We start from the raw sequence: 25,026 nt of genomic DNA, 5'->3' as shown, positions 1-25,026 counted from the left end.
AGGTGCGTGAACGAGAGCCATGCCAGCCGGACTCGTCGCTCTGGTCGTGGTCGCGGCCCTCATCTTCTTCGGCCTGGCCCACCGTGTGCTGGACCGCATGCGGCTCACCGATGGGCAGGCGCTCATCTTCATCGCCCTGATCATCGCGGGTAGCTTCGTCGATATCCCGCTCGTGCGTGCCCCCGTGAGCGTGAGCATCAACGTGGGTGGGGCGGTCATCCCGCTCATCCTGGCCGGATACCTGTTGGTGCGGGCGGATCACGCCGTCGAGAGAGTCCGTAGCCTGGTCGGCGCGGTCATTACCGCGGCGGCGGTCCTGGCCATCTCGTCTCTCACGGACTTCGACCCCGGCCGGGGCGATTTCCTCGACCCGGTGTGGCTGTTCGGGATCGTCGGCGGCGTGACCGGCTATCTGGTAGGTAGTCGCTCCCGGCGGGCTTCCTTCATTTCGGGCACGCTCGGGCTGTTGCTGACCGACGTGGTTCACGCGGTGCGGATGGCCCGGACGGGCCAGCCTGCCACCGTCATGATCGGCGGCGCCGGCGCCTTCGACATGATCGTCCTCGCCGGGTTGATCGCCGTCGGGCTGGCCGAGATCGTGGGCGAGATCCGGGAGAGGCTTTCGGGTGGCCCGGGGCCCTCCTCCAAAGCGGTCGGCGCCTTCGCGGGGCTCGTGGTCCTGGCAGGCCTGCTGGGAGGTCTCGGGCACGCGGACGCGGCCCCTGTGTCCCGGCGCCCGGTGCCCGCGACATGGGGGGAGCGCTCCGACGGCCGGTACTTCACCCTGGTCGCCCCGGACGGGCGCGTCGTGACTTATACGGCGCTCTTGCTCGGCAAGGGGGACGTGTACATTGACGCGTCCAACCGTCGCTGGAAGGTGGTGGGGATCGAGGGTGACCGGGCCATGGTACGCTCGGACGGTGTCGAGACGCTGCCGGAGGTCAGCGAGAGCGCTCTGGCCCAGGCCCAGGGCCAGCCGGGCGCACGGCGCGGCAGGGGGCCCGACGTGGCGCTCTACTTCACCCACAGCGACGAGTCGTACGTGCCGACCAGCGGCACCTCCTCCAAACCGTGGGGCGACGTCTACAAGGTGGGCGAGACCCTGGCTGCCGAGCTCCGCCGGCAGGGTTACCGGGTCGTGGTATCCCACAACAACCACAATCCCCACGACGGCCAGGCGTACACCCGTTCGCGGCGGACCGCCTTGCAGTTGCTGAAGCAACGACCCACGCTCCTGGTGGACGTCCACCGCGACGCGGTGCCGCCGCAGGTGTACCAAACGTCGGTGCAAGGAACCCCGGCAACCAAGGTCCGCCTGGTGGTGGGCCGGCAAAACCAGAACATGCAAGCCAACCTCTCGCTGGCGCGCCACATCAAGGCCGTCGCCGACCGGATCCGCCCCGGGCTGATCGAGGGCATCTTCATCGCCCAGGGCGACTACAACCAGGACCTGGCCCCGCGTTCCATCCTGCTCGAGTTCGGCGCCCACACCAACCCGCTGGATCTGGCGGAGGAGGGGGCCCGCCTGTTCGCCCCCGTGTTGCCGAGGGCGGCAGGGGTCGGCCCCGGCCAACTTCCCTCGGCGCCTCGGGGCGTCGATGCGAGCGGGCGGCGCAGCGCCACCATCCTGGCGGTGGCGGCGGTGGTAGCCGTGCTGGGGTTCATGGCCCTCAATGCCGGCAGCGCCGACGAACTGCGGGCCCGGATCCGGTCGTGGTGGCGGCGCCAGCCTGTGGGAGGGCCGGGGGACCGAGAAGGACCATGAGCCCGGCCTGGCAGGTGGTCATCGCGACCCTGGCCGGCACCGCGGTGCGCTTCTATACGCTGAAGGTCGACTACCGCCAGTATCCGAGCTACCCCCAGGGGTATACGATCCACCTCTCCATGGGCCTCATCGCGTCGTTCCTGGGCGCCCTGGCCGTGCCGGCGCTGGCAGCCCGGGAGTTCGCGGCGGCCTCGTTTTTGGGGCTGGCCGCGACGCAGTTTCGTGAGGTACGCAAGATCGAGCGAGAGGCGCTGGCCAACCTGGAAGAGACGGAACTCGTGCGCCGGGGCGCGGCGTACATCGAGGGCATCGCGAGGGTTTTCGAAGCCCGCAACTACGTGGCGATGCTGGTGGCTCTCATCGTGAGCGGCGTGCTCACGGTGCTGCGACCGCCCCACGCGCTCTGGGCCACGGCTTGGGCCGTCCTGGTGACGGCGCTCGCCCTGGTGACGCTGGCCCGTACCGCCCGGGGACTTCGCCTCGGCGACATCGCGACGGTGCAACGGGCAGCAATCGCCTTCGACGGTCCGCTCCTGACGGTCGAGGGAGCCGTCGTGCTCAACATCGGACGGGCGCCCGCGCGGGAGATCTACCAGAAGCAGGGCGTGGCGATGCTGTTGCGCCCGAGGGACCGGGCGGCCGCCGCGACCCTTGCCAATCCCGGCCAGCGCCAGGCCATCCTGCACGACGTGGTGGCACGGGTGGGGGTACGCATGGACGTCGACGAACCGGAGTTCGCCCCCATCGCGAGGCGCCACGTCGAGCAGGACGCGGTAGTGCTGGTGATCATCCCGCAAATCGCGGACACGGGTGCCATCGTGCGGGCCATCCGGGAGGTCCCGGTGCTCGAAGCGAGCGTGCAACTGGTGGGGTACGGCGAGGAGGACACCATGCTGCCCCGCAACCTGGAGGCCGATCGCCGTGGGTGACGTACGGATCCGGGCCAGCGAGTGGGTGCTGGCGGTGATCACCACCGACCGGGAGTACCGGCCGGCAGGAGCACCGGTGTTCTACGCCAGGGACCGGGACGACCTCGAGCGCATCGCCCTGTACCTGTGCCGCAGCGCATTGGCGACGGCGCACGAGGTCATCCCGGGCACCCTGATCATCATGCGCCACTGAAGTCGCCGCCGGGCCTCGCCAGCGTCGCGCTCTGGGGGAGGCAGAGCCTTTTGCGCGTGGTCTACCACTGCTTCGGAGGGGCTCATTCGTCGCCGGTGGCCGCGGCCATCCACGCCGGGCTGCTTCCGGCCGACCGCGTTCCGGACGGCCGCGCACTTGCGCGGATTCCTTATTTCGACACGACCCCTCCCAGCCACTGGGGAGAGCTCCTGCCGGTCGGCAAGGATGCCCACGGGCACGAGGTCTACGTCATGGGACACGGCCCGCACGGGGCCCTCGCATGCCGCGCGGTGCTGGCCGGCTACGCGCTCGGCCGGGAAGAGTGGCCGCCGCTGTTACTCATCGACACGGTCCCCTACATCAACCTGTGGATGCGCATCGGTGGTTTCCTCTCCCGCCGGTTGCGTCTGGTCAGCCTCGGTAGACCTCTGGTAATCTGGGGAGCGAGGCGAGCTTATCCGAGGCTGGCGGCCCTGGTCCGGGAGGTGCAGGCTCGCTGCGACTCCCGGGCGCGGCCGTTGGCCGAGCGTTGAGATCGAGGTTGGCACGTCATCTTGAGAGCCGAACCGGCCGGCGAGGGAAACGCCGCCGCGGTCCCCTTGCCCAAAGTCGCCATCGTCGGGCGGCCCAACGTGGGCAAGTCCACGCTCTTCAACCGGCTCGTCCGGCGCCGGGTCGCCATCGTCCACCCCCAGCCGGGGGTCACCCGTGACCGGCTGGAGGCCGCCGTCACCTGGCGCGGCCGCAGTTTCGTCCTGGTGGACACCGGGGGCCTGCTCGACGCCGTTCCCCGCGAGGGAATGGAGGGAGTCGTCTGGCAGCAGGCGTCGGCGGCGGTGCAGGAGGCGTCCCTTCTGCTTCTGGTGGTCGACGTGCGCGACGGGGCCATGGCCCTCGACCGCCAGCTGGCCAACTGGCTGCGCCGATCGGGCAAACCCTCTTTGCTCGTGGTCAACAAGGTCGACGCTCCGGCGCACGAAGCGGGTATCCACGAGTTCGCCGCCCTGGGCCTGGGCGAGGGCGTCCCCGTGTCGGCCGCCAGCGGCCGAGGCGTAGGCGAGCTGCTGGATCGTATCCTGGACCTCCTGGGTTCCCGGATGCCGGCGCAGGCACCGGCTCCTTCGCCCGCCGGGCCGCCGCCGGTCCGCATCGCCATCGTGGGCCGGCCCAACGTGGGCAAGTCTTCGCTGGTCAACGCCATCGTGGGACAGCAGCGGGTGGCCGTCGACGAGCGCCCGGGCACGACCCGGGACGCGGTGGACATTGATTTCGAGTGGCAGGGCCGCCGGATCTCCCTGGTCGATACGGCCGGCATCCGCAAGCGGGCGCGCCCGGGAGCCCGTGACGTGGAGCAGCTGGCCGTGGCCCGCGCGTTTCGGGCCATGAGCCGCTCCGACGTGGCCATCGTCCTGATCGACGCGACCGAAGGCGTCACGTTCCAGGATGCGCGTCTGGCCGGCCGGGCCGCCGAGCTCGGGCTCGCGGTGGTCCTGGCCGTCAACAAGTGGGACCGCATCGGCCGGCCCGACCAGAGCGTCGAGCGCTACGTCCCCGAGGTCCGGCACGCTGCGGGACGCCTGGACTGGGCTCCGGTCCACTTCATCTCGGCGCTGGAACAGTGGGGCGTGAGAGAGCTCCTACGATCGGCTCTGGCCGCTGCCGATCGTCGCGCCCGCCCTCTCGACCCCGAGATCGTGCGGAGCTGCGTCGACGAAGCGGTCCGCCTGCGGCCCCCGGCTTCGCCGGGGCGCGCCGCGGTCCGCATCACGGGCGTGCGGCAGGTGGCGTCTCGCCCGCCCACGCTGGTCCTGAGCGTGCAGGGGGCAGACCGCCTCGACGATGCCTACTTACGCTATCTCGAGCGCCAGCTGCGAAGCCGCATCGATCTCACCGGCACGCCCGTTCGCTGGGCGGTACGTCCCGTTGCGAAAAGGCGTCCGGCCCTGCCCGCTTCCGGTCATAGTTGACCGGCCTGGCCCATACCATGTACCAGCCGTTTACGGATCGGAGCCGGGCGGACGACCGCGCCAGGGCCCGATCGCCAGAGGGGCGTTGGGAACATGGACCGCTTCGATGTCTTCCGCGACATGGCCGAGCGCACCGGCGGCAGCGTCTACGTCGGCGTGGTGGGCCCCGTGCGTACCGGGAAATCGACGTTCATCCGCCGGTTCATGGACCTCCTGGTCATCCCGCGCATCGACGATCCCGAGCAGCGGGATCGCACCCGGGACCAGTTGCCGCAGAGCGCCGCCGGGCGCACCATCATGACGACCCAGCCGCGATTCGTGCCCGACGAGCCCATCGAGATCGTCGTCCAGGAACCCATCCGGATGCGGGTGCGCCTGGCCGACTGCGTGGGCTACACGGTCAGGAGCGCCCTGGGTTACCAGGAGGACGGGCAGCCCCGCAGGGTGCGGACCCCGTGGTTCGATGAGGAGATCCCCTTCGAGCAGGCGGCCGAGATCGGCACCCGCAAGGTCATCACGGAGCACTCCACGGTGGGGCTCGTGGTGGTCACCGACGGATCCATCACGGACATCCCACGGGAGGAGTACGTGCCGGCCGAGGAACGGGTCGTCCGGGAACTGCAGGAACTCGGCAAGCCCTACCTCGTCGTCCTCAACTCGACCCACCCCGACGATCCCGCCACCCGCCAGCTCGCGGCCCAGTTGAGCGAGCGCTACGGCGTGCCGGTCGTCCCCGTGGACGCCCTCAACATGGACCAGGACCGGCTCCTGGCCATCTTGCAGGAACTGCTGTGGGAGTTCCCCGTGCGGGAGGTGGGCGTGCGCCTGCCACGCTGGATCGAGGAACTCCCTGCCGACCACTGGGTGCGTCGCAAGATGGTGGAGGCCGTTCGCCAGCAGCTCGAGCAGGTGCACCGGGTGCGGGACGTGGAGACAGCCATCGGCCAGATCGGCCGCCACGAGCTGGTGGAGTCGGCCCAGTTCGCCAGTATGGACCTCGGTACGGGGTGTGCGGTAGCCGAGGTGCGCACCCGGCCGTCCCTGTTCTACCAGGTGCTGAAAGAGCTGACGGGTTCCGAGATCGACGGGGACCACCAGCTCATCCGGCTGGTGCAGGACCTCGTGCGGGCCAAGCAGGAGTTCGATCACATCAGCGAAGCGCTGGCCCAGGTGCGGGCGGTCGGGTACGGGGTCGTGGTGCCGCGCAACGAGGAAATTGCGTTTCAGGAGCCCGAGCTCGTGCGGCAGGGCAGCCGCTTCGGGATCCGGCTCAAGGCGAGTGCCCCCACCATCCACATGGTGAGGGCCGACGTGACCACGGAGGTGACCCCCTTCGTGGGGACGGAGCGGCAGGGCGAGGAGTTCGCCCGTTACCTGTCGGGCCTGTTCGAGGAGAGCCCGGAGAAGCTGTGGCAGTCGGAGTTTCTCGGGCGCTCCTTGCAGGAGCTGGTGCGGGAGGGGATCCAGAGCAAGCTGCACCGGCTGCCAGAAAACGCCCAGCAGAAGCTCCAGGAGACACTGACACGGATTGTCAACGAAGGAAGTGGCGGTCTCATCTGTATTATTTTGTAAGTCCCTTTTGTGCCCGACATGACGGTCTTCAGCAGGAGGATCGCCGAAAACGGCGAAACAGCGCACCGGAGTAATTTCCAGTCCGGCAAAGGCCGGCACGTGAGCCGTTGAAGGGTGTGTCGCATAGCTCCGTGCGAGCACGGATAAGCTAGCGCCTGCCACAGCGTGCCACGGGTAGGCAAGCCGGGCACCCGTTGGGATCCTTGCGGATCACCCGAGAGGAGATGACGGAAATTGACCAAGGCGGAGCTCATTGACAAGATCGCCGACAAGACGGGTCTTACCAAGAAGGATTCCGGGCGAGCGCTGGACGCGGTTTTCGAGAGCATCACCGAGGCGTTGGCGGGCGGACAGAGGGTGCAGCTCGTAGGGTTTGGCAGCTTCGAGGTGCGCAAGCGCGCTGCTCGCAAAGGCCGCAACCCGCAGACCGGGCGCGAGATCCAGATCGGAGCCCGGCAGGTGCCTGCGTTCAAGGCCGGCAAGGCCCTCAAGGACGCCGTCGCTCGCTGAGCTCGCGTTTGCCGGGACCCGCATGAGCAGGGGGCGCCGCGCAGGCGGTGCCCCTTTCCAGTTTTACACGGGCGCGCATTGTGAGGGAAATCCCGCCGATCTATAATCGCGCCCAAAGATCCGAAGCCCTGGCGGGAGGACGGCGGTGGCGGCGTGAGCGGATCGGCGGTGCACCTCGGCATGCTCGGCTTCGGCACGGTGGGTCAGGCCGTGGCCCGGGCGCTCGTGCGTCGTGCCGACGACATCGCCCGGCGCACCGGGCATCCCATCCGGCTCGCCCGCATCGCCGTGCGTGACGCAGCCAGGCCCAGAGCCGGATGGCCCGAGGGCGCCCGGCTTCACACCGATCCCGTCGAGCTCGTCGAACAGGCCGACGTGCAGGTCGTCATCGAAGTCATGGGCGGGGAAGAGCCCGCCCTCAGCGCGATCCGCCGGGCCCTCGCCCTGGGGAAGCCCGTGGTGACCGCCAACAAGCTGGTGATGGCCCGTCACGGCGCCACGTTGCTCGCGATGGCCCACGACCACGGGGTGCCCCTGCTCTTCGAGGCGGCGGTGGGAGGCGCCATCCCCATCATCCGGCCCATCCGGGAATCGCTCGCCTCGGACCGCATCCTGGGGTTGGCCGGCATCCTCAACGGCACGACCAACTTCATCCTGACCGAAATGGAAGAGTCGGGGACCGGCTTCGGCGAGGCTCTGGAGCGGGCCCGCTCGTTGGGCTACGCCGAAGCCGACCCGCAGGCGGACCTGTCCGGCTGGGACGCCGCCTACAAGCTGGCAGTGCTGGCGTCGATCGCCTTCGGAGGATGGCTCTTGCCGGAGGCGATCCACGTCACCGGGTTGAACGGCATCGAGGGTCGCGACATCCAGTACGCCAGGGAGCTGGGGCTGGTCGTGAAGCTCCTGGCCTCGGCCTCGTCGAAGGACGGCCGGGTCGAGGCGTGGGTGGGGCCGGCCTTGCTTGCGCGCCATCATCCCCTGAGCCAGGTGCGGAGCGTCAACAACGCCATCCTGCTCTCGACGGAAGCGGCCGGCGAGCTGATGTTCTACGGGCCGGGCGCAGGGGGGGATCCGACGGCGGCTGCGGTGCTGGGCGACGTGATGGACGTGGCCAGCAAGGGCGCTGGCGTGCGGGAGCCCAACGGTGGCCTGGTGCCCCCGGCCGGGCGGCGGGTGGAGGCGACCGACCCCGGGAGCATGGTGAGCCGCTTCTATATCCGGATGCAGGTGCTGGACAGGCCCGGGGTGCTGGCGGCGATTGCGGCGGTATTCGGGCAGTTTGCCGTCAGCATCGAGTCCGTGATCCAGAAAGGGCGGGGAAGCGAGCCGGTGGACCTGGTCTTCGTCACCCACGAGGCTCCGTACTCGGCCGTCCGGAAGGTCGTCTCGGAGGTCTCCCGGTTGCCGGTGGTCGTGGACGCAGGCGTGCCCATGCGGGTGGTGGCGACGCCGTGACGCCTGCCCCACGGACGCCCGCCCCACGAGGGGTGCTGGCGCGATACCGGGAGTGGCTGGCCCTGCCTGCCGGCCTCCCCGAGGTCTCGTTGGGCGAGGGCGACACCCCTCTGCTGCGCGTGCCGAGCATCGAGCGCGCCCTCGGACTGCGGGCCCCCCTCTTCGTGAAGGTGGAGGGGCAAAACCCTACGGGCTCTTTCAAGGACCGGGGGATGACCGTGGCGGTCTCGCTGGCTGCCCATCGCGGGCGCAAGGCCGTCGTCTGCGCCTCGACCGGCAACACGGCCGCTTCGGCGGCCGCGTACGCCGCCCGGGCCGGGCTGGAGGCGCTGGTGGTGCTGCCGGAAGGGGCCGTGGCGGGCGGCAAGCTGGCCCAGGCCATTGCGTGCGGGGCGCGGGTCGCCCAGGTCGACGGCAACTTCGACCAGGCGCTCGCTCTGGTACGGGAGATGGCGAGCCGGCTCGAGGTCGAGCTGGTCAACTCGGTCAACCCCGCCCGCCTGGAAGGCCAGAAGACGGCCGCGTTCGAGGTGTGCGACGTGCTGGGAGAGGCGCCAGCCTACCTCGCCATCCCCGTCGGCAACGCCGGCAACATCACCGCCTACTGGATGGGCTTCACGCAGTACCACGAGGCCGGCCGCATCTCCTCTCGCCCGATCATGCTGGGCTTCCAGGCGGAAGGAGCGGCTCCCCTGGTGTTGGGACGGCCGGTGAGCCGTCCAGAGACGGTGGCCACCGCCATCCGCATCGGCCGCCCGGCGAGCTGGCAGGGGGCGATCCGGGCGCGGGACGAGTCGGGGGGAGTCATCGCCGCCGTTTCGGACCGGGCCATCCTGGAGGCCCAGCAGGAGCTCGCCCAGCGGGAGGGCATCTTCTGCGAGCCGGCGTCGGCGGCGAGCGTGGCAGGCGTGGCGCAACTGGCGAGAGCCGGCTACTTCCGGGACGCTTCGAGGCCTATCGTCTGCGTCCTCACGGGCTCCGGGCTGAAGGATCCCGACCGGGCCGCCCGGATGGGCAGGCCCGGCCAGGTGGTGCGGGTGACCAGCCGGCTCGAGGAGGTGGCAGCCCTGCTGGGCGCCACCGTCCCGTCGCACGCTGCGCCGGAGGAGCCCGTTGCATGAACCAGGGCCGTCCTCCCGTCGAAGCAGCGGTGGCGGAGGTACCGGCCTCCACTGCCAACCTGGGGCCCGGCTTCGACACGTTGGCCATGGCGTTGGAGCTGCGGGTGCGGGTGGTGCTCCGGTGGGTGGACGCGCCGGGCCCACAGGCGCCGGCGTGGCCCCCGCGCCTCGTATCGGCCCAGGTGCTCGGGGAGGGGGCCGGCGGGCTCCCCACGGATGCATCCAATCGGGTCTGGCAGGCCGCCCTCCGGCTTTTCGAGGCCATCGAGCCGCCGTCGTGGGCAGTGGGGCGCGCGGTCAGCCTCGAGGAAGAGAACCTCATCCCGCTCGCGGCGGGCCTGGGGTCCAGCGCCGCCGCCGCCGTGGGGGGACTGTGGGCAGCCAACGCCCTCTGCGGAACCCCGCTCGCATACCGGCGCCTGCTCGACATGGCGGCGTCCATGGAAGGGCACGCCGACAACGCGGCGGCCGCCGCGCTCGGGGGCCTGGTGGCCTGCGCGCGGTACGGCGAGCGGGTGGAGGCGATTCGCGTCCCCATGCCGAGGGGCGAACTCGTGGCGGTCGTCGCCGTACCGCAGCGGCAGCTGCCCACCGAGGCTGCCCGGCGAGCCTTGCCGACCGGCGTTGCCTTCGGTGAGGCCGTGGCCAGCGTGGGCGGCTGTGCGCTGACGCTCGCGGCCCTCACCACGGGAAGGTGGGAGGCGCTGAAGGAGGCGATGGCCTCTGACCGCCTGCATCAGCCGTACCGGCGGGCGCTCGTGCCCGGGCTGGACGAGGCGATGGAGGCAGCCCTGCAGGCAGGGGCGTTTGGCGCGGCGTTGAGCGGTGCAGGTCCCTCGGTGCTGGCCTTCAGCCGGCCTCACCTGGCCGACGAGGTGGGAAGGGCCATGGTGCGGGCTTTCGCGTCGCGTGGGGAGGCGGCCCGGCGAATGACGCTGCAGCCGGCCGCCGAAGGAGTCCGAGTCAAGACGCTCGGTTACGGTGGAGAGAGGCAGGGAACGGGGTAGGTCATGGGCTTGTTGGTACAGAAATTCGGGGGTACTTCCGTCGCCACGCCCGAGCGGATCCGCCACGTGGCGCGGCGGATCGCCGATCGCTATCACGGCGGCCACCGGGTGATCGTGGTGGTTTCGGCCATGGGCCACACCACCGACCAGCTCATCGAGCTCGCACGCCAGGTGACGGCTCAGCCGCCTCGCCGCGAGCTGGACATGCTACTGTCCACCGGCGAGCAGGTCTCCATCGCCCTCGTGGCCATGGCGCTCCAGGACATGGGGGTGCCGGCCATCTCGCTGACAGGCTCCCAGGTGGGCATCCAGACCGACGGGGTCTTCACCCGGGCCCGTATCCGCCGTATCTCCACGGCCCGGCTCCACCAGGAGCTCGACGCCGGGAGAGTGGTGGTGGTGGCGGGGTTCCAGGGCGTGACGGAGTCGATGGACATCACCACGTTGGGGCGAGGGGGTTCGGACACCACGGCGGTAGCCCTGGCGGCGGCCATCCAGGCGGACGAGTGCGAGATCTACACCGACGTCGACGGGGTGTACACGGCCGACCCCCGGGTGGTTCCCTCGGCCCGCCTGCTGCCGGTCATCTCGTACGGCGAGATGCTGGAGATGGCGAGCCTGGGAGCCGTGGTGCTGCAGCCTCGCTCGGTCGAACTGGCCGCGCAGTACGGCGTTGTCATCCACGTGCGCTCGAGCTTCCATGACCGGGAGGGAACGCGAGTGGTTGCGGAGGCCAATCTCGAGAAGGCGATGGTGGTCACGGGCGTGACGCATGACCGCAACGTCGCCAAGATCGTCATCATCGACGTGCCGGACCGCCCGGGGGTGGCCCACCGGCTCTTCTCGGAGCTGGCGGCCCTCGGCATCAACGTGGACATGATCGTCCAGACCGCCAAACAGCAGCACACGACGGACCTGCTCTTCACCGTCGCCCGGACCGACCTCGACCAGACCCTCGCCATCGTCCGGCGGGTCGCCTCCGAGCTGGGCACGGACGACGTCCGTCACGACGCGACGGTGGGCAAGGTCTCCATCGTGGGAGCCGGCATGGTGAGCAATCCGGGCGTGGCCGCCAGGATGTTCGGGGCGCTGGCCGCCGAAGGCATCAACATCCAGGCCATCTCGACCTCCGAGATCAAGGTCTCCTGCCTCATCGACGAACAGCACCTGGATCGGGCCGTCCGGGCGGTCCACGACGCCTTCGGTCTGGGCGCCCACGAAGCGGAGTCGGAGGCGGTCGAAGCCTCGCAGGCCTGACGGCAAGAGAAATGGTCGGGGCGCCGGGACTTGAACCCGGGACCTCTACCACCCCAAGGTAGCGCGCTAGCCAAGCTGCGCCACGCCCCGAAGCGTCCTTACGATAGCACACCTGCGCTCACGGGTCAATGAAGCGCGTGGGCTCCGGCCAGGGCGGCTCGCAGGGATGCCGCCTCCAAGACAGAATCCACGCGGTCCGGGAGGCATCTCGGTGGGGACACCCGCGAAGTGGTGGCGGCGGTGGCCGGTCCTCGCGGCGGTCGGATGGACCATGACCGTGCTCTGGGCCGTGGGAGGACAGGCCCAGCAGCCGGTGACACCGGCGCCCAGCCCCGCCATCCTCCCGCCCGCCAACCCGGTGGCGTACGTGCGCATCGCCACCGAAGTGCTCTCCGGTGTCCAGGCCCTGGCAGAGGTGGATGCCGGCGGGGGGCTCCTCGCCATCGGGTGGCGGGATCGGGTCGAGGTCGGACGGTTTACGAGCGACTACCGGTGGGTCGAGAGCTTCAAGCTCGGGCTGCCCTCGGGGGTCACGGCGCTTACGGTCGCCAGCCTCGAGAGGACGGGGCAGCCGGACCTGGTCGTGGGGTCCGGGGGAGCAGGATCCCTCACGGTGATCCGGGCCATCGCATCAGAGCGGCCGGTCGTCGTACCCGTTTCGGGCTACCTTTTCGGCGAGGCGCGGCAGGTCGTCGCCGCGGAACTGGACGGCCCCCCTCCCCTGGAGATCCTGGCCCTCAACGGCAACGACGAGCTGTTCCTGTTCAGCGCGGCGGCCGGCGGGGGTTACCGGCGGCTGTGGCGCAGCAAGCCGGGGGTGCGGGTGCGAACCGTCGCGGCGGGCGACCTCGACGGGGACGGTATCGCCGAAGTGGTGACGGGCGAGCAGGGTGGCGCTTTGCGCGTCTACCGCTGGAGGGGTGCGCTGGGGCTCCAGGCCGTCGCGGAATCCTATCCCTGGGGCGCCGTCACTGCCCTGACCGTCGTACCCGCGCCGGACGGCTCGAGCAGCGCCAGGATCGTGGCGGTGACGGATCGTTCGCTCGTCTACGCGTATCGGTGGGATGCCGGCAGCCTGGTCGTCGCGCAGCGGGCCTTCGACCCCGACCAGCGCCTGCGCCTGCGATGGGTGAGGGGGAGCGTCGTGGGCCCGCCGCCCGCGAGCACGGCCGCGCCGCTCGTCCTGGAGGGGGCGGGTCCTTCAGGGTTGCAGATGGTGCGGGTGGTGGGCGACCAGCTCACGTGGATTGCGTCGGCGACGTGGGTCGGGGCATCCCCCGGGTTCGTGCGCCGGCCGACCCGCGAGCTCCTCGTGGTGCGTCCCGGCGGGCAGCTGGACGTGCTCGGCCAGGTCTCTCCCAACTTCCTGGTGATCTCCGTGGACGGCCGGGAGATGGGGCTCGGCCCGGGCATCCACGTGCAGTGGTCGGGAGACTTGCCGCTCGTGGACGTGACACAGCTGGGGCAGTTCGTGCCGGTCTCCATCAGGCACGAGCCGGCCTCGCGCCATGCTGTACTCCAGGCAGGCACGAGCGTGGTTCGCCTGTATGCCGACCTCCCCCTGGCGCACGGGGACCGGTCCAGCGTGGACCTGCCGGTGGCGCCGGAGTTCGACGCGGCCCGGGGCATCCTGTACGCGCCGTTCGAGGTGCTGCGGCCCCTGGGCTGGGCCGTGGCCTACGACATCGCCCGCCGGCGCCTGACCCTGCGCTCTCCCTGGCCGGTGGCGGGGGGATGACCAGGGTGACGGGCGGTAGCGGCGCGAAGGCGGTTCGGTTGCAGGTGTTCGGTCGGGTGCAGGGTGTCGGCTTTCGGGATTTCACGCGCCGGGAGGCCCGGCGGCTCGGCCTCGTGGGCTGGGTGCGCAACCTCCCCGACGGGTCGGTCGAGGTCTGGGCCGAGGGACCGGACTCCGCCCTCGAAGAGCTGGTCGAGTGCGTGCGCAAGGGGCCGCCGGGCTCCAGGGTCATCCGGGTCACACAGGCCTCCGAGGTGGCGAGCGGCCGATACCCGGACTTCGAGGTGCGGCGGGATTGACGAGCCCGGGCCTTGCCGGGCCCGGATCCATGCGAAGGCAAGGAGGCCGGTGACCGTGTCACACCGGGCGGAGCAGCTCTCGTTGTTCGGGGGAGAGGATGCCGGGGCGCGGGGAGCCGCACCCACGACCGGTCACCCGGAGCCGGCTCCCGATCGTCCGCCCGCTGCGAGCGACGACTGGGTGCGACGGCTGTCGGGAGCGCGTGACCTGCAGGCGCTCGAGGCCATCGTCAAGGGATGTACCCGTTGCGGCCTGCGGGCGACGTGTACCCAGGTGGTCTTCGGAGAAGGTCACCCCCGGGCGCGCCTGATGCTGGTGGGAGAAGGGCCCGGCCAGGTCGAAGACGAGACCGGCAGGCCATTCGTCGGGCCTGCCGGCCAGCTGCTGGACCGCATGCTGGCGGCCATCGGGCTCAGCCGGCGGGACGTGTACATCGCCAACGTCGTGAAGTGCCGCCCTCCCAACAACCGGGTGCCTACCCCCGACGAGATGGCCGCGTGCTGGCCCAACTTGCGCCGCCAGATCGAGCTCATCCACCCTTCCATCGTCCTGTGCCTGGGGGCCACCGCAGCCCGGCAGCTGGTGGAGCCGAGAGGCTCCATCTCGTCCCTACGGGGACGCTGGTACGTGCGAGACGGCATCCGGTACCTCGTCACGTTTCACCCGGCGGCGCTGTTGCGGGACCCGTCGAAAAAGCCGATGGCGTGGCAAGACCTCCAGATGGTTCAGCGCGCGCTGGCGGAGCTCCAGGCGGCCTCCGCTTGAGCCCGCGAGCGGGACGGCACGGGGCCTGCTCGAGCAGGATCGCCGAAAGAATGCGGCGAAGTCGGCCTAGGCGCCGAGACGGCGGCCCTGGCTCGATGGGTGCAGGGAGCGTTTCCCTGCGGGGGGTCAGGCCCGGGCAGTAGGGGGACGTGGCAGTGCAACGAGTGGCAGCCGAGCGGATCCGTAACGTAGCTCTGATCGGGCACGGGGGAGCCGGCAAGACGTCGCTGGCGGAGGCCATGCTTTTCGTAAGCGGATCCACGAGCCGGTTGGGCAGTGTGGACCAGGGGACCGCGGCCACCGACTACGACCCGGAGGAAGTGCGCCGGCACATCAGCATCCAGGCCGCGGTCGCAGCCGTGGAGTGGGAGGGGCACCGCCTCAACGTGGTGGACACTCCCGGGTACTTCGACTTCGCGGCCGAGGTCGTGGGGAGCCTGCGGGTGGTCGAGGGCGCTGTGCTGGTGCTCTCAGCCCCACAGGGCGTGGAGGTCGGCTCGGAACAGGTCTGGGCGATGGCGGAGCACCCGTACGAGGGCGGGCGCCCGGTGGCGCGGCTGTGCTTCGTCAACAAGATGGACCGGGAGAACGCGAGCTTCGGCCGCACCTTCGACCAGCTCCACCAGCTGTACGGCACCCGGGTCGTGGCGGTGCAGATCCCCATGGGAGAGGCGGAGCACTTCCAGGGGATCATCGATTTGGTCGAGATGAAAGCGTATCGCGTCTCGCCGAAGGGGTTCGGGGAGGAGCCGTCCGACATCCCCGCCGAGTGGCAGGAGCAGGCGGCTACGTGGCGCGACCGGCTGGTCGAGGCGGTCGCGGCGACCGACGACGAGCTGACCGCCAAGTTCCTGGAGGAGCAGCCCATCGAGCCCGAGGAGATGCGCCGGGCGCTGCGCCATGCCGTGCACCAGGGCACGCTGACCCCTGTGGCGTGCGGCTCGGCGACCCGAGGGGCCGGGGTGCGCCGGTTCATGCGCCTGCTGGTCGACCTCCTGCCCTCTCCCGAGGATGCGGGCGACGTAGTGCTGCTGGACGCGAAGAGCGGGGAGGTCGTGCGACACCGAGCGCGGGCCGATGGACCGCTGTATGCCCTGGTCTTCAAGACCATCTCGGACCCCTACGTGGGCCGGCTCAACTTGTTCCGGGTATACTCTGGCGCCATCCGCAGCGACTCCAGCGTCTACAACCCCCAGCGGGGCAGGGACGAGCGCATCGGCCAGCTTTTCGTGCCTCGAGGCAAGGAGCAGCTGGCGGTGGAAGAGCTGGGCCCCGGCGAGATCGGTTCGGTGGCCAAGCTGCAGGAGACGGGTACGGGCGACACGCTCACGGCCAGGGACGCGCAGCTGCGGCTGCCCGGCATCCGGTTCCCCGAGCCGGTGCTGACCATGGCCGTGCATCCCAAGAGCCGGGGCGACGAGGACAAGATCTCGTCGGGGTTGGCCCGCCTGGCAGAAGAGGACCCGAGCGTCCGGGTCGAAAAGTCGGGGGAAACGGGGCAGATTCTGATCTCCGGGATGGGCGAGCTCCACCTGGAGGTCATGACCAGCCGTCTGCAAAAGAAGTTCGGCGTCGAAGTCGAGCTCGTGCCCCCGCGGGTGCCGTACCGGGAGACGATCCGGAGTACCCAGAAAGCCGAGGGCAAGTACAAGAAGCAGACCGGCGGGCGCGGGCAGTACGGCCACGTCTTCCTCGAGCTCGCTCCGCTGGAGCCGGGCAAGGGCTTCGAGTTCGTGGATCGTATCTTCGGCGGAGCGGTGCCTCGACAGTACATCCCTGCGGTCGAGAAGGGAGTCCGGGAGACCTGCGCCGAGGGTGTGTTGGCCGGCTACCCGGTGGTCGACATCCAGGTCGCCCTCTACGACGGTTCGTACCACCCGGTCGACTCCTCCGAAATGGCCTTCAAGATAGCCGCCTCCATGGCGTTCAAGAAGGCCTTCATGGAGGCCAACCCCGTCCTGCTGGAGCCCATCCTCTCGGTCGAGGTCGAGGTCCCCGAGGCGGCCATGGGCGACGTCATCGCCGAGCTCAACAAGAAGCGAGGGCGTATCCTCGGCATGGAGGCGCGCGACTCGCTGCGGGTGATCCGGGCGCAGGCCCCCATGGCCGAGATGTTCCGTTTCGCGGTCGACCTGCGCTCCATTACCCAGGGCCGGGGGCGCTTCAAGACGGAGTTCGACCACTACGAGGAGGTCCCCGCACCCATCGCCCAGCAGGTGATCGAAGCCGCCCAGAAAGAACGCCAGGGTGCGTGACGCCGGCAGGCCGCCAGGCAAGCCGGGAGGAGGCCGTCATGGGAGCTGCCGCTCCGGGCATAGGCTGACCCGGGAGGTGGCCCTGTGGGGGCGGGTTCTTGGGTGCCCGCAGGACGGCGCGTGGGCGGCGGAGCAGCCCGGGGCACGGCAGGCGCCCACCAGGCGGCCGGTGGCATGCCCGTGGCGGGGGCCATCCTGGCGGGAAGCGCGGTCGCTCTGGTCGGGTGCATGGCAGCGGCCGTCGTCCTGGGCACTCTGCAGCGCTCGGGCTGGATGCTGGTCGTACCGGAGTGGCTTTACCTGGCAGGCGCTTACGGGACCGCCGCCCTCGGCGGGTGGGTCTCGGGGCGCCTTGCCGGCCACGCCGGCCTGCTGTGCGGAGGCGGGGTGGGCATGCTCCTGAGCGCGCTGGCGGCGTGGGTGGCCCTGAGCACTGCGGCGTCTCCGCCGGTGCCCGACACCGTGGCCGTGATAGGATGGGGAGCGGCCGGCTGGCGGGGAGCGCTCGCCATCGTCGTGGCCGCCCTGGCCGGCGCGCTGGGTGTCGGCACGCCCTGAGCGGCACCCGGCGTCGACGGGGCGCCATCCCGTGGGTCACCGCCCGGCAGGGGAGGGAAGAGCGAGCCCCTCCCCTTTTTGCCTCTTTCGCGTAGCGGGTTGCCACGGTCAGCAGGGTGTTAACGCTGCCTAGAGAACATGTTGAGTGCGCCCCACCGAGGGGCGTCCCACCGCGTCGGGGACCGGTGCGGGATGGAAGCGTGGGGGGGAGACCGTGGAACATCCCGGAGCCGAGGCGCCGGAGGTGCAGGCGCACGCCCGCCATGGCGTGGCGGTGGCCGTGCTGGTCTGGGCCGTCACGGCGGCGGCCGTGGTCGCCACCGTGGTGGCGACGAAGCACTGGTGGCTGCCGCCGGTGGCGTCGACCCAGGGCATGGCCATCGATCGGTTGTTCCTCGTCGTTTTCTCCATCATCTCCGTGGTCTTCGTCCTGGTACACCTGTTGCTGGGCTTCACGGCCATGCGCTTCCGCCAGACGAGCGCGGCCCAACGGGCCGCTCACTGGCACGAGAACCGGCGGCTGGAGGCCGGGTGGACCATCGCGACCGCCGGCATCCTGATCGTCCTGACCATCTTCGGCGGTTCACTGTGGTTGCAGGTGCACGGTTCGCCGCCGTCCGGCGCGATGACGGTGGAGGTCGTCGCGCAGCAGTTCGGCTGGCAGTTCCACTACCCGGGCCCGGATGGCGTGCTCGCCCCGGTGGACCTGACCCGCGACTCGTTCCGGTCGCCTCTCGGGATCCAGCGCGCGGAGCGCGGCGCGGCCGACGACGTCATCACCAACGAGCTCCATCTGGTGGTCAACCGGCCGGTCAGGCTGCTCATCCGGTCCAAGGACGTCATCCACAGCTTCTACGTGCCTCACTTCCGCTTCAAGCAGGACGCGGTGCCGGGCCGGGTCACCCAGGTGTGGTTCACTCCCACGCGTACCGGCACGTACCCGATCGCGTGCGCGGAACTGTGCGGGGTCGGCCACTTCGTCATGGCCAGCACCCTGAAGGTGGAGACCCCGGACCAGTTCGAGGCGTGGATGGCGTCCCCGGGAACGCGCTGAAGGAGAGGGAGCGCTAGCTATGGCGGTCATCGAGCAAGAGGCCCGTACGGCGCACGAGGTGGCGCACCGGGAGAGCTTCTGGCGGCGCTACGTCTTCAGCCTGGATCACAAGGTCATCGGCATCCAGTACCTCGTGACGTCCTTCGTGATGGCCCTCGTAGGAGGCCTGTTGGCCATGCTGATGCGGCTGGAGTTGGGCTGGCCCGGCTCGTCGTGGCCGCTGTTGGGCCGGATCCTGCCGCAAGGCTTCCCCAACGGCATCATGAACCAGGGCTTCTACCTCTCCCTGGTCACCATGCACGGCACCATCATGATCTTCTACGTGATGAGCACGGCGCTGACCGGGGGGTTCGGCAACTTCCTCATTCCCTTGCAGATCGGGGCGCGGGACATGGCCTTTCCGTTGCTCAACATGCTGTCGTACTGGCTGTTTCCCGTCGCCTCCGCCGTCCTGCTCGCCGCCTTCTTCGTCCCGGGAGGAGCGCCCATCTCGGGGTGGACGGCGTACGCTCCGTTGTCGGCGACCCCGCTGGCCGGGCCGGGAGAGGGGCTGGGACAAACCCTCTGGCTCGTCAGCCTGGCCATTCTCATCGTAGCCTTCCTCTTTGGCTCCCTCAACTACATCACCACGGTGCTGCAGCTCCGGACCCGCGGCATGTCCATGATGCGGCTGCCCCTTTCCACCTGGGCCCTGTTCATCACGGCGATCCTGTCGCTGCTCTCCTTCCCGGTGCTGCTGGCCGCGGCGATCATGCTCCTGTTCGACCGGCACGCCGGTACCACGTTCTTCCTGCCGGCAGGCGCGGTCATCGGGGGAAAGACCATCACCGCCGGCGGCGGGGACCCGCTGCTGTGGCAGCACCTCTTCTGGTTCCTGGGGCACCCTGAGGTCTACATCCTGGTGCTTCCGGCGATGGGCATCGTCTCCGAGGTCATCTCCAACAACGCCCGCAAGCCCGTCTTCGGGTATCCGGTCATGGTGCTCACCATATCGGCCATCGCCTTCCTGAGCTTCCTGGTATGGGGCCACCACATGTTCGTGAGCGGCATGCACCCGATGCTGGGCACCGCATTCATGACGACCACGCTCATCATCGCCGTCCCGTCGGCCATCAAGACGTTCAACTGGCTGGCGACGCTGTGGGGCGGGAAGCTGCGTTTCACCCCGGCGATGCTGTTCGCCATCGGGTTCGTCTCGCTGTTCGTGACCGGCGGGCTCACCGGGCTGTTGTTGGGCCAGCCTGCCTTCAACATGTACGTGCACGACACCTACTTCGTGGTGGCCCATTTCCACTTCGTAATGGCCAGCGCCGCGCTGTTCGGGATGTTCGCGGGACTGTACCACTGGTTCCCCAAGATGTTCGGCCGGATGCTCGACGAGCGGCTGGGGCGATGGCACTTCTGGCTGGCGTTGCCCGCCACGTTCGGCACGTTCTTCCCCATGCACTTCGCCGGTCTTGCCGGCATGATGCGGCGCATTTACTCGCCCCAGATGTACGGCTACCTGAGCGGCTTGAGCGGCGTCAACGCCTTCGTGTCGGTGAGCGCGTTCGTCATGTTCGTGGCCCACATGCTCTTCGTGGTCAACGTCGTCTGGAGCCTGGCGAAGGGCAAGCGGGCGGAGGCCAACCCGTGGCAAGCGACCAGCCTGGAGTGGACCACGTCGTCCCCGCCGCCGCACGGCAACTGGGGCGAGCGGCAACCGGTCGTCTACCGGTGGGCATACGACTACAGCTTGCCGGGCAGCGACCGTGACTTCGTACCGCAGACCGTCCCGGCGGAGGTCGCCGCCCCGGCCGCCGTGCAGGGGGGCCAGTAGCCCGACATGGCCACCGTGACGACCACCGAGCAGCAGCGGACGGAAGGCCGGGCAAGCCAGACGCCCGTGCCGGGGCCGGGCGACCCGGGCAGCGGCTATCCCGGCGGTCCCGGGGGGCCATGGACGCCCGGCTCGGGCGGAGGGGCCAGCGACCTGGTGTCACCCGGGACGGGCGCCGGCGTCTTCGCGGCGTGGGTACTGTCGGCCGCCGTGGCCATGCTCTTCGTAGGGTTCACGGCGACGTACCTGGCGCGGCGCACGTCCGTGGACTGGCAGACCGGCCCCATGCCGGCCATCTTGTACCTCAACACGGCCGTGCTGCTCGGGAGCAGCGCTGCTCTCGAGTGGGGGCGGCGCCTGTCGCGCGCCGGGCAGGCTCGTAGAGGTGCCGGCGCGGTCGGGATCGCCGCCCTGTTGGGGGCCTCCTTCGTAGCAGGGCAGCTCGAGGCGTGGCGGCAGCTTGCCGGGGAGGGCGTGGGCCTGGCCGCCAGCGCGCACGCTTCGTTTTTCTACCTGCTGACCGGGATGCACGCATTGCACCTGCTGGCCGGCATCGCATGGCTGCTGGTGGCCTGGAGGCGCACCGCCCGGGCCGCGCGGGTGGCCGCATCCGATGGCGACTGGGGCCGATCAGGCGAGCCCCCGGATCGGCCAGGCGCGACCGTCGAGCCGATCGAAACCTCCTTGGGGGCCGCTGCGGTCTTCTGGCACTTCCTGGCGGGCCTGTGGGTGTACCTCTGGGTACTGCTCTTCTGGACGTGAAAGGAGGGGGCGGGACGAGATGACGGGCGCCCATCCGGTCGTGACGGACGGCGCGGACGAGACCCGGGTGAGCGGGGAGTGGGGAGGCGGCGTCTCCCCGTTCCGGGTCAGCTGGGCCAAGCTCATGATGTGGCTCTTCTTGCTCTCCGACACCCTGACGTTCGCGGGGCTGTTGTCGGGGTACGGGTACTCGCGCCTGTCGAGCCCGTCGTGGCCGGCCTCGCACGAGGTCTTCAACCTCAACCTGGTCGGTCTCATGACCTTCATCCTCATCTGCTCGAGCGCCACCATGGCCATGGCGGTCACGGCGGCCAAGTCGGAGCGGTGGGCCGACGCCGTACGCTTCGTCGGGCTCACCATCCTGGGCGGGCTCGTTTTCCTGGGGATGCAGGCGTACGAGTGGAGCCACTTCATCGGCGAGGGGGCACGGTTGTCGGGCAACCCCTGGGGGGCGCCGCTGTTCAGCGCGTCATTCTTCGTCATCACCGGCTTTCACGGCCTGCACGTGACCGCCGGCGTGGTCTACCTGGCCACGGTGCTGGCCCGGTCGGCGCGGCGTCGCTACACGGCCGACGGCGTGGAGGTGGCAGGCCTGTACTGGCACTTCGTGGATCTGGTCTGGGTCTTCATCTTCACGTTGCTGTACTTGATCTGAGGGGCAACCGGGGAGCGGAGGTGGTGCAGCCGTGGCATCGTCGACCCCAGGCGGCCTGCAGGTGAGCGACCGGACCGAGGCCGTCGCCGGCCATGCCGAGGCGGCCGCGCACCAGGGTTACGGTGTGTACGTGCGCACGTGGGTATGGCTTCTCGTCTTCACGCTGCTCGAACTCGGCGCCGCCACCGTGGCGCTGCCCCGAGCGGTGACGGTCACGCTGCTCGTGGCGCTGGCCCTCATGAAGGGGAGCCTCATCGTGGCCTACTTCATGCACTTGCGCTTCGAGCGGCTACAGTTCGTGTACGCGGTGCTGAGCCCGTTCATCTTTGCCATCATCCTGTTCGGCGCGATCGCGCCGGACGCGATCTTCCGGGTGCATTGACGTGCCGGTCGCCGGTACGCGAGACGTCGGAGCGAGCCTCGTCGCGCTCGTCGTCGTGCCGTACTTCATCGCCGCCGTGATTTTCTTCCTGCTCTGGCACCGGAAGGCTCAACGTGGCCGCTTCCGCCTGCCGATGGACGGAGTGGATGGGAAGCAGGTGGGTGCGCCAGGCATGCCGGGTCGTGGCGCTCACGGCGACCGCGACCCTCTCGTGGACGGCGCCTACCTGGCCGGCGGAGCGTCCGGCGGGGCGGGTCCTTCCCGCCGCAAAGGCGGCTTTCCCGGCGGCTGAGGCGCGGCCGGCCGTCTTGCGCGGCGTCTACGTGCCGCCCGGACGCTTGGTGCGGGGCATCGGTGAACGCGAGTGGCGCGCCCTGCGACGCGCCGGGCTCAACGCCATCGTGGTCGACGTCCGGGATGACCGTGGCAAAGTGACCCTACGGCCGTGGGAGACGGGTGACGATACGGCCCGGGGCGAGCGCGTGGGGTCGGCTCCGAGGGTGCTGGTCCGCCAGGCGAGGGCCCACGGTATGGTGCCCGTAGCGCGCATCGTCGCTTTGCGGGACGAGACGGCCGGCCCCGATCGGCCGCAGCTGTTCCTGCTCGGAGGCGGAGGCGAGCCGTGGGTGGGCCCCGCAGGGGAGCGGTGGCTCGACCCCCGCTCGAGCGCGGTGCGGGCGTATCTCGCATATCTCGCCCGCATGGCCGCCGACGCCGGGTTTGCGGAGATCCACCTGGACTACGTACGTTTCCCCAGCGAAGGAGGGGGCAGAGGCCTGGCACGGCCCGCGGCTGCCGAACGGGTCGCCGCCATCCGGCAACTGGTGGCGGGCGTACGGGAGGCGCTGGAAGGCACCGGGGCCACCCTGTCCGTCGCCATGTTCGGCCAGGCCTGCAGCGTGCCGGGAGACATGGGCATCGGGCAGCAGTGCGAAGCGATGGCCTCCGCGGCCGATGTGCTCGCTCCCATGGTTTACCCCTCCCACTTCGGGCCCGGCGTCTTCGGCATTCCCGTGCCGGAGCGGGAGCCGGCCCGGACGGTGGCTCTCGCGCTGGCCGCGACGGGGCAGAGGGTGGGCCCCGCCCGAGTGAGGCCGTGGCTGCAGGCGTTCAGCCTGAGGGTGACGTATGGCCCCGTGGAACTGGCCGCCCAAATCGAAGCGGCGGAGAAGGCGGGGACCGCCGGCTGGTTCTTGTGGAACCCATCGGGCCGGTATCCTTACCTGGCGGCCGCCACCACGCTGGTGCGAGAATCCCCGGGGATGGTGCCGAGTCGAGCGGCAGTGACGGGGGGATGGAGCCGGCCGTGAGCGCGGCGTTCTGGATGGCCGCCTTCAACGCAACGATCAACGCCGTGAGCGCGGGAGTGATCCTGTACGGCCACGCCCGGATCCGGCGCGACGACGCCAGGGCCCACCGCAAGGCGATGGTCGCCGCGACCGCCCTGCAGGGGCTCTTCCTCGTCGTGTATGGCCTCAAGACGTGGTGGTTCGGGGTGACCCCGTTCGAGGGGGAGCCGGGGATGCGGGCCATCTACCTGGCGCTGCTAGGCGCGCACGTGGCGGGCGCCACCCTGATCGTGCCGCTGGTGGGAGCGTCGCTCGTCCTGGCGTTGACCGGCCGGACACGGCAGCACCGGGCAGTGTCCCGCTGGACCTTTCCCTTGTGGGTGTTCGTCTCGGTCTCCGGGCCGCTGACCTTCCTGATGCTCTACGGGCTGGGGCGACCGGCCGGGGGCTGAGCCGCGCCACGGATCGTGCCGCCGCCCGGTGCACGGCAGTACGCTTTCGGCTCGTCGCAGCTGGCAGGGGCGGCAGGACTTGAACCCGCAACCTGCGGTTTTGGAGACCGCTGCTCTGCCAGTTGAGCTACGCCCCTGCGCTGGATTCGAGTATACCATCTGGGAGGTCGCGGGAGCAAGCGAGCCTGTCGACGATACGCGTGCGAGGTTCGGCGGCCATGGCAGGGCCCCCGCCCACCGGGGCGAACCCATGCGCCGTCCCGGGGCTTTCGGGACGGCAGCGGAAGGCCGGACAGGAAAGAGGGTAGGAGAGGGGCGGCCAGGCATGGAGCATGAGGACACCACGATCCTGGAGATCTTCCGGCGAGCGCGCACCATCGCGGTCGTGGGGCTTTCTCCCGATCCGTCGCGCCCGAGCCACGTCGTCGCGCGCTACCTGAAGAGCCAGGGATACCGGATCCTGCCTGTGAATCCGGCAGCCGGCGAGGTGCTCGGGGAGAAGAGCCATCGGGACCTCCTGTCCATCGGGGAAGGCGTGGACGTGGTGGACGTGTTCCGGCGCCCTGAGCACGTGCCGGCCATCGTGGACCAGGCCATCCGGATCGGCGCCCGGGCGCTGTGGCTGCAGGAGGGCGTCGTCCACCCGGAAGCGGCCGAGAAGGCCCGCAAGGCCGGCTTGCTCGTCGTCATGGATCGCTGCATGCTCAAAGAGCACCGGCGCCTTTGCGACAAGGGGCTTCTCGCCGCTCCCGGATGAGGAGAACATCGACGGGGAGCCCGGCCTCACCGGGCCACCGGCTCGCCAGCGACCCGGGCCCGGGCCTGGATGGACTCCAGGCTGTAGTGCTCCTCGAGATAAGTGACGATCTCCCGGGCGATCTCGTCGTTGATGGGCAGCCCGTAGCGTTGCCGCATCTTGTCGACCTCGGCGACCCACGTCTGTTTCGGAAACTCCCGGTGCTGGAGAATGGGAGCGAGCGAATGGCAGATGGTACAGAAAGTCTGCACCGTCTGCTTGCCCTCGCCGGGTTCCAGCTGCCATTCTGTCAGGACGAGCTCGGCATAGACGGGCCCTGTGACCTCGGAAACTTGCGCCGCCGGCGCCGGCGGCGCGATGGCCGCCTGGCGGCTACCCAGCCATGCGGCGATGCCCACGAGCGCCGCCGTTGCCACGCCTCCAACCAGCGCCGCCACGCCGAGCCTTTCGTGCGTCGACGCCAT

Annotated in this window: 25 protein-coding genes and 2 tRNA genes; 24 read left to right on the top strand and 3 right to left on the bottom strand. The window is 70.0% G+C overall.

Features of this window, described 5'->3' with window-relative positions; translation table 11 throughout:
- Positions 1–19 precede the first annotated feature (19 nt).
- The 11 genes from spoIIP to U7230_RS05970 all read left to right on the top strand — a co-directional run bounded on the left by spoIIP (position 20) and on the right by U7230_RS05970 (position 11,776).
- A complete protein-coding gene (gene spoIIP / locus U7230_RS06020; RefSeq protein ID WP_324717828.1) occupies positions 20–1,765 on the top strand; it encodes a stage II sporulation protein P in 1,746 nt (581 codons plus the stop codon).
- Positions 1,762–2,694 carry a YIEGIA domain-containing protein gene (locus U7230_RS06015; RefSeq protein WP_324717827.1) on the top strand — a complete coding sequence of 311 codons (933 nt, stop codon included), beginning with the start codon at positions 1,762–1,764 and terminating at the stop codon, positions 2,692–2,694. Before spoIIP ends, U7230_RS06015 begins: the two co-directional genes overlap by 4 nt.
- Positions 2,687–2,887: a capping complex subunit for YIEGIA gene (locus U7230_RS06010; protein WP_324717826.1), complete on the top strand. Its 201-nt coding sequence runs from the start codon at positions 2,687–2,689 to the stop codon at positions 2,885–2,887. The genes U7230_RS06015 and U7230_RS06010 overlap by 8 nt, the downstream gene beginning before the upstream one ends.
- A 56-nt stretch (positions 2,888–2,943) precedes the next feature.
- On the top strand, positions 2,944–3,420 hold the full coding sequence (locus U7230_RS06005) for a DUF3189 family protein (protein WP_324718196.1): 477 nt from the start codon (positions 2,944–2,946) through the stop codon (positions 3,418–3,420).
- Positions 3,421–3,441: 21 nt separating this feature from the next.
- Positions 3,442–4,854, top strand: coding sequence for a ribosome biogenesis GTPase Der (der, locus tag U7230_RS06000; RefSeq protein WP_324717825.1), 1,413 nt, complete (start codon positions 3,442–3,444; stop codon positions 4,852–4,854).
- Positions 4,855–4,947: 93 nt separating this feature from the next.
- On the top strand, positions 4,948–6,426 hold the full coding sequence (spoIVA, locus tag U7230_RS05995; RefSeq protein WP_324717824.1) for a stage IV sporulation protein A: 1,479 nt from the start codon (positions 4,948–4,950) through the stop codon (positions 6,424–6,426).
- 234 nt (positions 6,427–6,660) lie between these two features.
- Positions 6,661–6,936, top strand: a complete 276-nt coding sequence (locus U7230_RS05990) for an HU family DNA-binding protein (protein WP_324717823.1) — start codon at positions 6,661–6,663, stop codon at positions 6,934–6,936.
- Positions 6,937–7,089: 153 nt separating this feature from the next.
- Entirely contained in the window at positions 7,090–8,391 is a 1,302-nt protein-coding gene (locus U7230_RS05985) for a homoserine dehydrogenase (protein ID WP_324717822.1), read from the top strand.
- Positions 8,388–9,512, top strand: coding sequence for a threonine synthase (thrC, locus tag U7230_RS05980; protein WP_324717821.1), 1,125 nt, complete (start codon positions 8,388–8,390; stop codon positions 9,510–9,512). Before U7230_RS05985 ends, thrC begins: the two co-directional genes overlap by 4 nt.
- Entirely contained in the window at positions 9,509–10,519 is a 1,011-nt protein-coding gene (gene thrB, locus U7230_RS05975; RefSeq protein WP_324717820.1) for a homoserine kinase, read from the top strand. The genes thrC and thrB overlap by 4 nt, the downstream gene beginning before the upstream one ends.
- Positions 10,520–10,522: 3 nt before the next feature.
- A complete protein-coding gene (locus U7230_RS05970; RefSeq protein WP_324717819.1) occupies positions 10,523–11,776 on the top strand; it encodes an aspartate kinase in 1,254 nt (417 codons plus the stop codon).
- Positions 11,777–11,788: 12 nt separating this feature from the next.
- Here the strand turns inward: U7230_RS05970 and U7230_RS05965 are convergent.
- Positions 11,789–11,866: transfer RNA gene (locus U7230_RS05965), tRNA-Pro, on the bottom strand.
- Between the two features lie 121 nt (positions 11,867–11,987).
- Here U7230_RS05965 and U7230_RS05960 point away from each other — a divergent pair.
- The 12 genes from U7230_RS05960 (at position 11,988) to U7230_RS05905 (ending at position 23,805) form a co-directional block, all read left to right on the top strand.
- Positions 11,988–13,514 (top strand): hypothetical protein, encoded by a 1,527-nt coding sequence (locus U7230_RS05960; RefSeq protein ID WP_324717818.1) that lies wholly within the window; start codon positions 11,988–11,990, stop codon positions 13,512–13,514.
- Positions 13,511–13,813: an acylphosphatase gene (locus U7230_RS05955; protein ID WP_404980574.1), complete on the top strand. Its 303-nt coding sequence runs from the start codon at positions 13,511–13,513 to the stop codon at positions 13,811–13,813. The genes U7230_RS05960 and U7230_RS05955 overlap by 4 nt, the downstream gene beginning before the upstream one ends.
- A gap of 55 nt (positions 13,814–13,868) precedes the next feature.
- Positions 13,869–14,579, top strand: coding sequence for a uracil-DNA glycosylase (locus U7230_RS05950; protein WP_324717817.1), 711 nt, complete (start codon positions 13,869–13,871; stop codon positions 14,577–14,579).
- Between the two features lie 149 nt (positions 14,580–14,728).
- Positions 14,729–16,834 carry an elongation factor G gene (gene fusA / locus U7230_RS05945; RefSeq protein WP_324717816.1) on the top strand — a complete coding sequence of 702 codons (2,106 nt, stop codon included), beginning with the start codon at positions 14,729–14,731 and terminating at the stop codon, positions 16,832–16,834.
- Between the two features lie 84 nt (positions 16,835–16,918).
- Entirely contained in the window at positions 16,919–17,392 is a 474-nt protein-coding gene (locus U7230_RS05940) for a hypothetical protein (protein ID WP_324717815.1), read from the top strand.
- Between the two features lie 214 nt (positions 17,393–17,606).
- Entirely contained in the window at positions 17,607–18,446 is an 840-nt protein-coding gene (coxB, locus tag U7230_RS05935) for a cytochrome c oxidase subunit II (protein ID WP_324717814.1), read from the top strand.
- 19 nt (positions 18,447–18,465) lie between these two features.
- A complete protein-coding gene (locus tag U7230_RS05930) occupies positions 18,466–20,265 on the top strand; it encodes a cytochrome c oxidase subunit I (protein ID WP_324717813.1) in 1,800 nt (599 codons plus the stop codon).
- A gap of 6 nt (positions 20,266–20,271) precedes the next feature.
- Complete coding sequence (locus tag U7230_RS05925; RefSeq protein ID WP_324717812.1) at positions 20,272–21,027, top strand: cytochrome c oxidase subunit 3; 756 nt, start codon at positions 20,272–20,274, stop codon at positions 21,025–21,027.
- A 19-nt stretch (positions 21,028–21,046) separates the two neighbouring features.
- The gene (locus tag U7230_RS05920) at positions 21,047–21,682 is read left to right on the top strand and encodes a cytochrome c oxidase subunit 3 (protein ID WP_324717811.1); all 636 of its coding nucleotides are present in this window, start codon (positions 21,047–21,049) and stop codon (positions 21,680–21,682) included.
- 31 nt (positions 21,683–21,713) lie between these two features.
- Positions 21,714–22,064 carry a cytochrome C oxidase subunit IV family protein gene (locus U7230_RS05915; protein ID WP_324717810.1) on the top strand — a complete coding sequence of 117 codons (351 nt, stop codon included), beginning with the start codon at positions 21,714–21,716 and terminating at the stop codon, positions 22,062–22,064.
- A gap of 146 nt (positions 22,065–22,210) precedes the next feature.
- Positions 22,211–23,374, top strand: coding sequence for a putative glycoside hydrolase (locus U7230_RS05910; RefSeq protein ID WP_324717809.1), 1,164 nt, complete (start codon positions 22,211–22,213; stop codon positions 23,372–23,374).
- Positions 23,371–23,805 carry a DUF420 domain-containing protein gene (locus U7230_RS05905; protein WP_324717808.1) on the top strand — a complete coding sequence of 145 codons (435 nt, stop codon included), beginning with the start codon at positions 23,371–23,373 and terminating at the stop codon, positions 23,803–23,805. The genes U7230_RS05910 and U7230_RS05905 overlap by 4 nt, the downstream gene beginning before the upstream one ends.
- Positions 23,806–23,866: 61 nt before the next feature.
- Here the strand turns inward: U7230_RS05905 and U7230_RS05900 are convergent.
- A tRNA-Trp gene (locus tag U7230_RS05900) sits at positions 23,867–23,942 on the bottom strand.
- A gap of 188 nt (positions 23,943–24,130) precedes the next feature.
- Between U7230_RS05900 and U7230_RS05895 the strand changes: the two genes are divergently transcribed.
- Positions 24,131–24,562 carry a CoA-binding protein gene (locus U7230_RS05895; RefSeq protein ID WP_324717807.1) on the top strand — a complete coding sequence of 144 codons (432 nt, stop codon included), beginning with the start codon at positions 24,131–24,133 and terminating at the stop codon, positions 24,560–24,562.
- A gap of 26 nt (positions 24,563–24,588) precedes the next feature.
- Here the strand turns inward: U7230_RS05895 and U7230_RS05890 are convergent, their stop codons facing one another.
- Positions 24,589–25,026, bottom strand: a complete 438-nt coding sequence (locus tag U7230_RS05890) for a hypothetical protein (RefSeq protein WP_324717806.1) — start codon at positions 25,024–25,026, stop codon at positions 24,589–24,591.

Origin of the sequence: Limnochorda sp. L945t, assembly GCF_035593305.1 — a bacterium.
GTDB classification, from domain to species: Bacteria; Bacillota; Limnochordia; order Limnochordales; family Geochordaceae; genus Carboxydichorda; species Carboxydichorda subterranea.
The sequence above is the reverse complement of the archived record's forward strand: the minus strand, read 5'-3'. Positions and strand labels throughout refer to the sequence as shown.

Bases quoted from the DNA above. Each gene is read 5' to 3' on its own strand.
- U7230_RS05890 (WP_324717806.1), bottom strand. From the start codon at position 25,026: ATGGCGTCGACGCACGAAAGGCTCGGCGTGGCGGCGCTGGTTGGAGGC.
- U7230_RS05955 (WP_404980574.1), top strand. From the start codon at position 13,511: ATGACCAGGGTGACGGGCGGTAGCGGCGCGAAGGCGGTTCGGTTGCAG.
- U7230_RS05970 (WP_324717819.1), top strand. From the start codon at position 10,523: ATGGGCTTGTTGGTACAGAAATTCGGGGGTACTTCCGTCGCCACGCCC.
- U7230_RS05925 (WP_324717812.1), top strand. From the start codon at position 20,272: ATGGCCACCGTGACGACCACCGAGCAGCAGCGGACGGAAGGCCGGGCA.
- spoIIP (WP_324717828.1), top strand. From the start codon at position 20: ATGCCAGCCGGACTCGTCGCTCTGGTCGTGGTCGCGGCCCTCATCTTC.
- U7230_RS05895 (WP_324717807.1), top strand. From the start codon at position 24,131: ATGGAGCATGAGGACACCACGATCCTGGAGATCTTCCGGCGAGCGCGC.
- U7230_RS05910 (WP_324717809.1), top strand. From the start codon at position 22,211: ATGGGAAGCAGGTGGGTGCGCCAGGCATGCCGGGTCGTGGCGCTCACG.
- U7230_RS05920 (WP_324717811.1), top strand. From the start codon at position 21,047: ATGACGGGCGCCCATCCGGTCGTGACGGACGGCGCGGACGAGACCCGG.
- U7230_RS05930 (WP_324717813.1), top strand. From the start codon at position 18,466: ATGGCGGTCATCGAGCAAGAGGCCCGTACGGCGCACGAGGTGGCGCAC.
- thrB (WP_324717820.1), top strand. From the start codon at position 9,509: ATGAACCAGGGCCGTCCTCCCGTCGAAGCAGCGGTGGCGGAGGTACCG.
- U7230_RS06015 (WP_324717827.1), top strand. From the start codon at position 1,762: ATGAGCCCGGCCTGGCAGGTGGTCATCGCGACCCTGGCCGGCACCGCG.
- spoIVA (WP_324717824.1), top strand. From the start codon at position 4,948: ATGGACCGCTTCGATGTCTTCCGCGACATGGCCGAGCGCACCGGCGGC.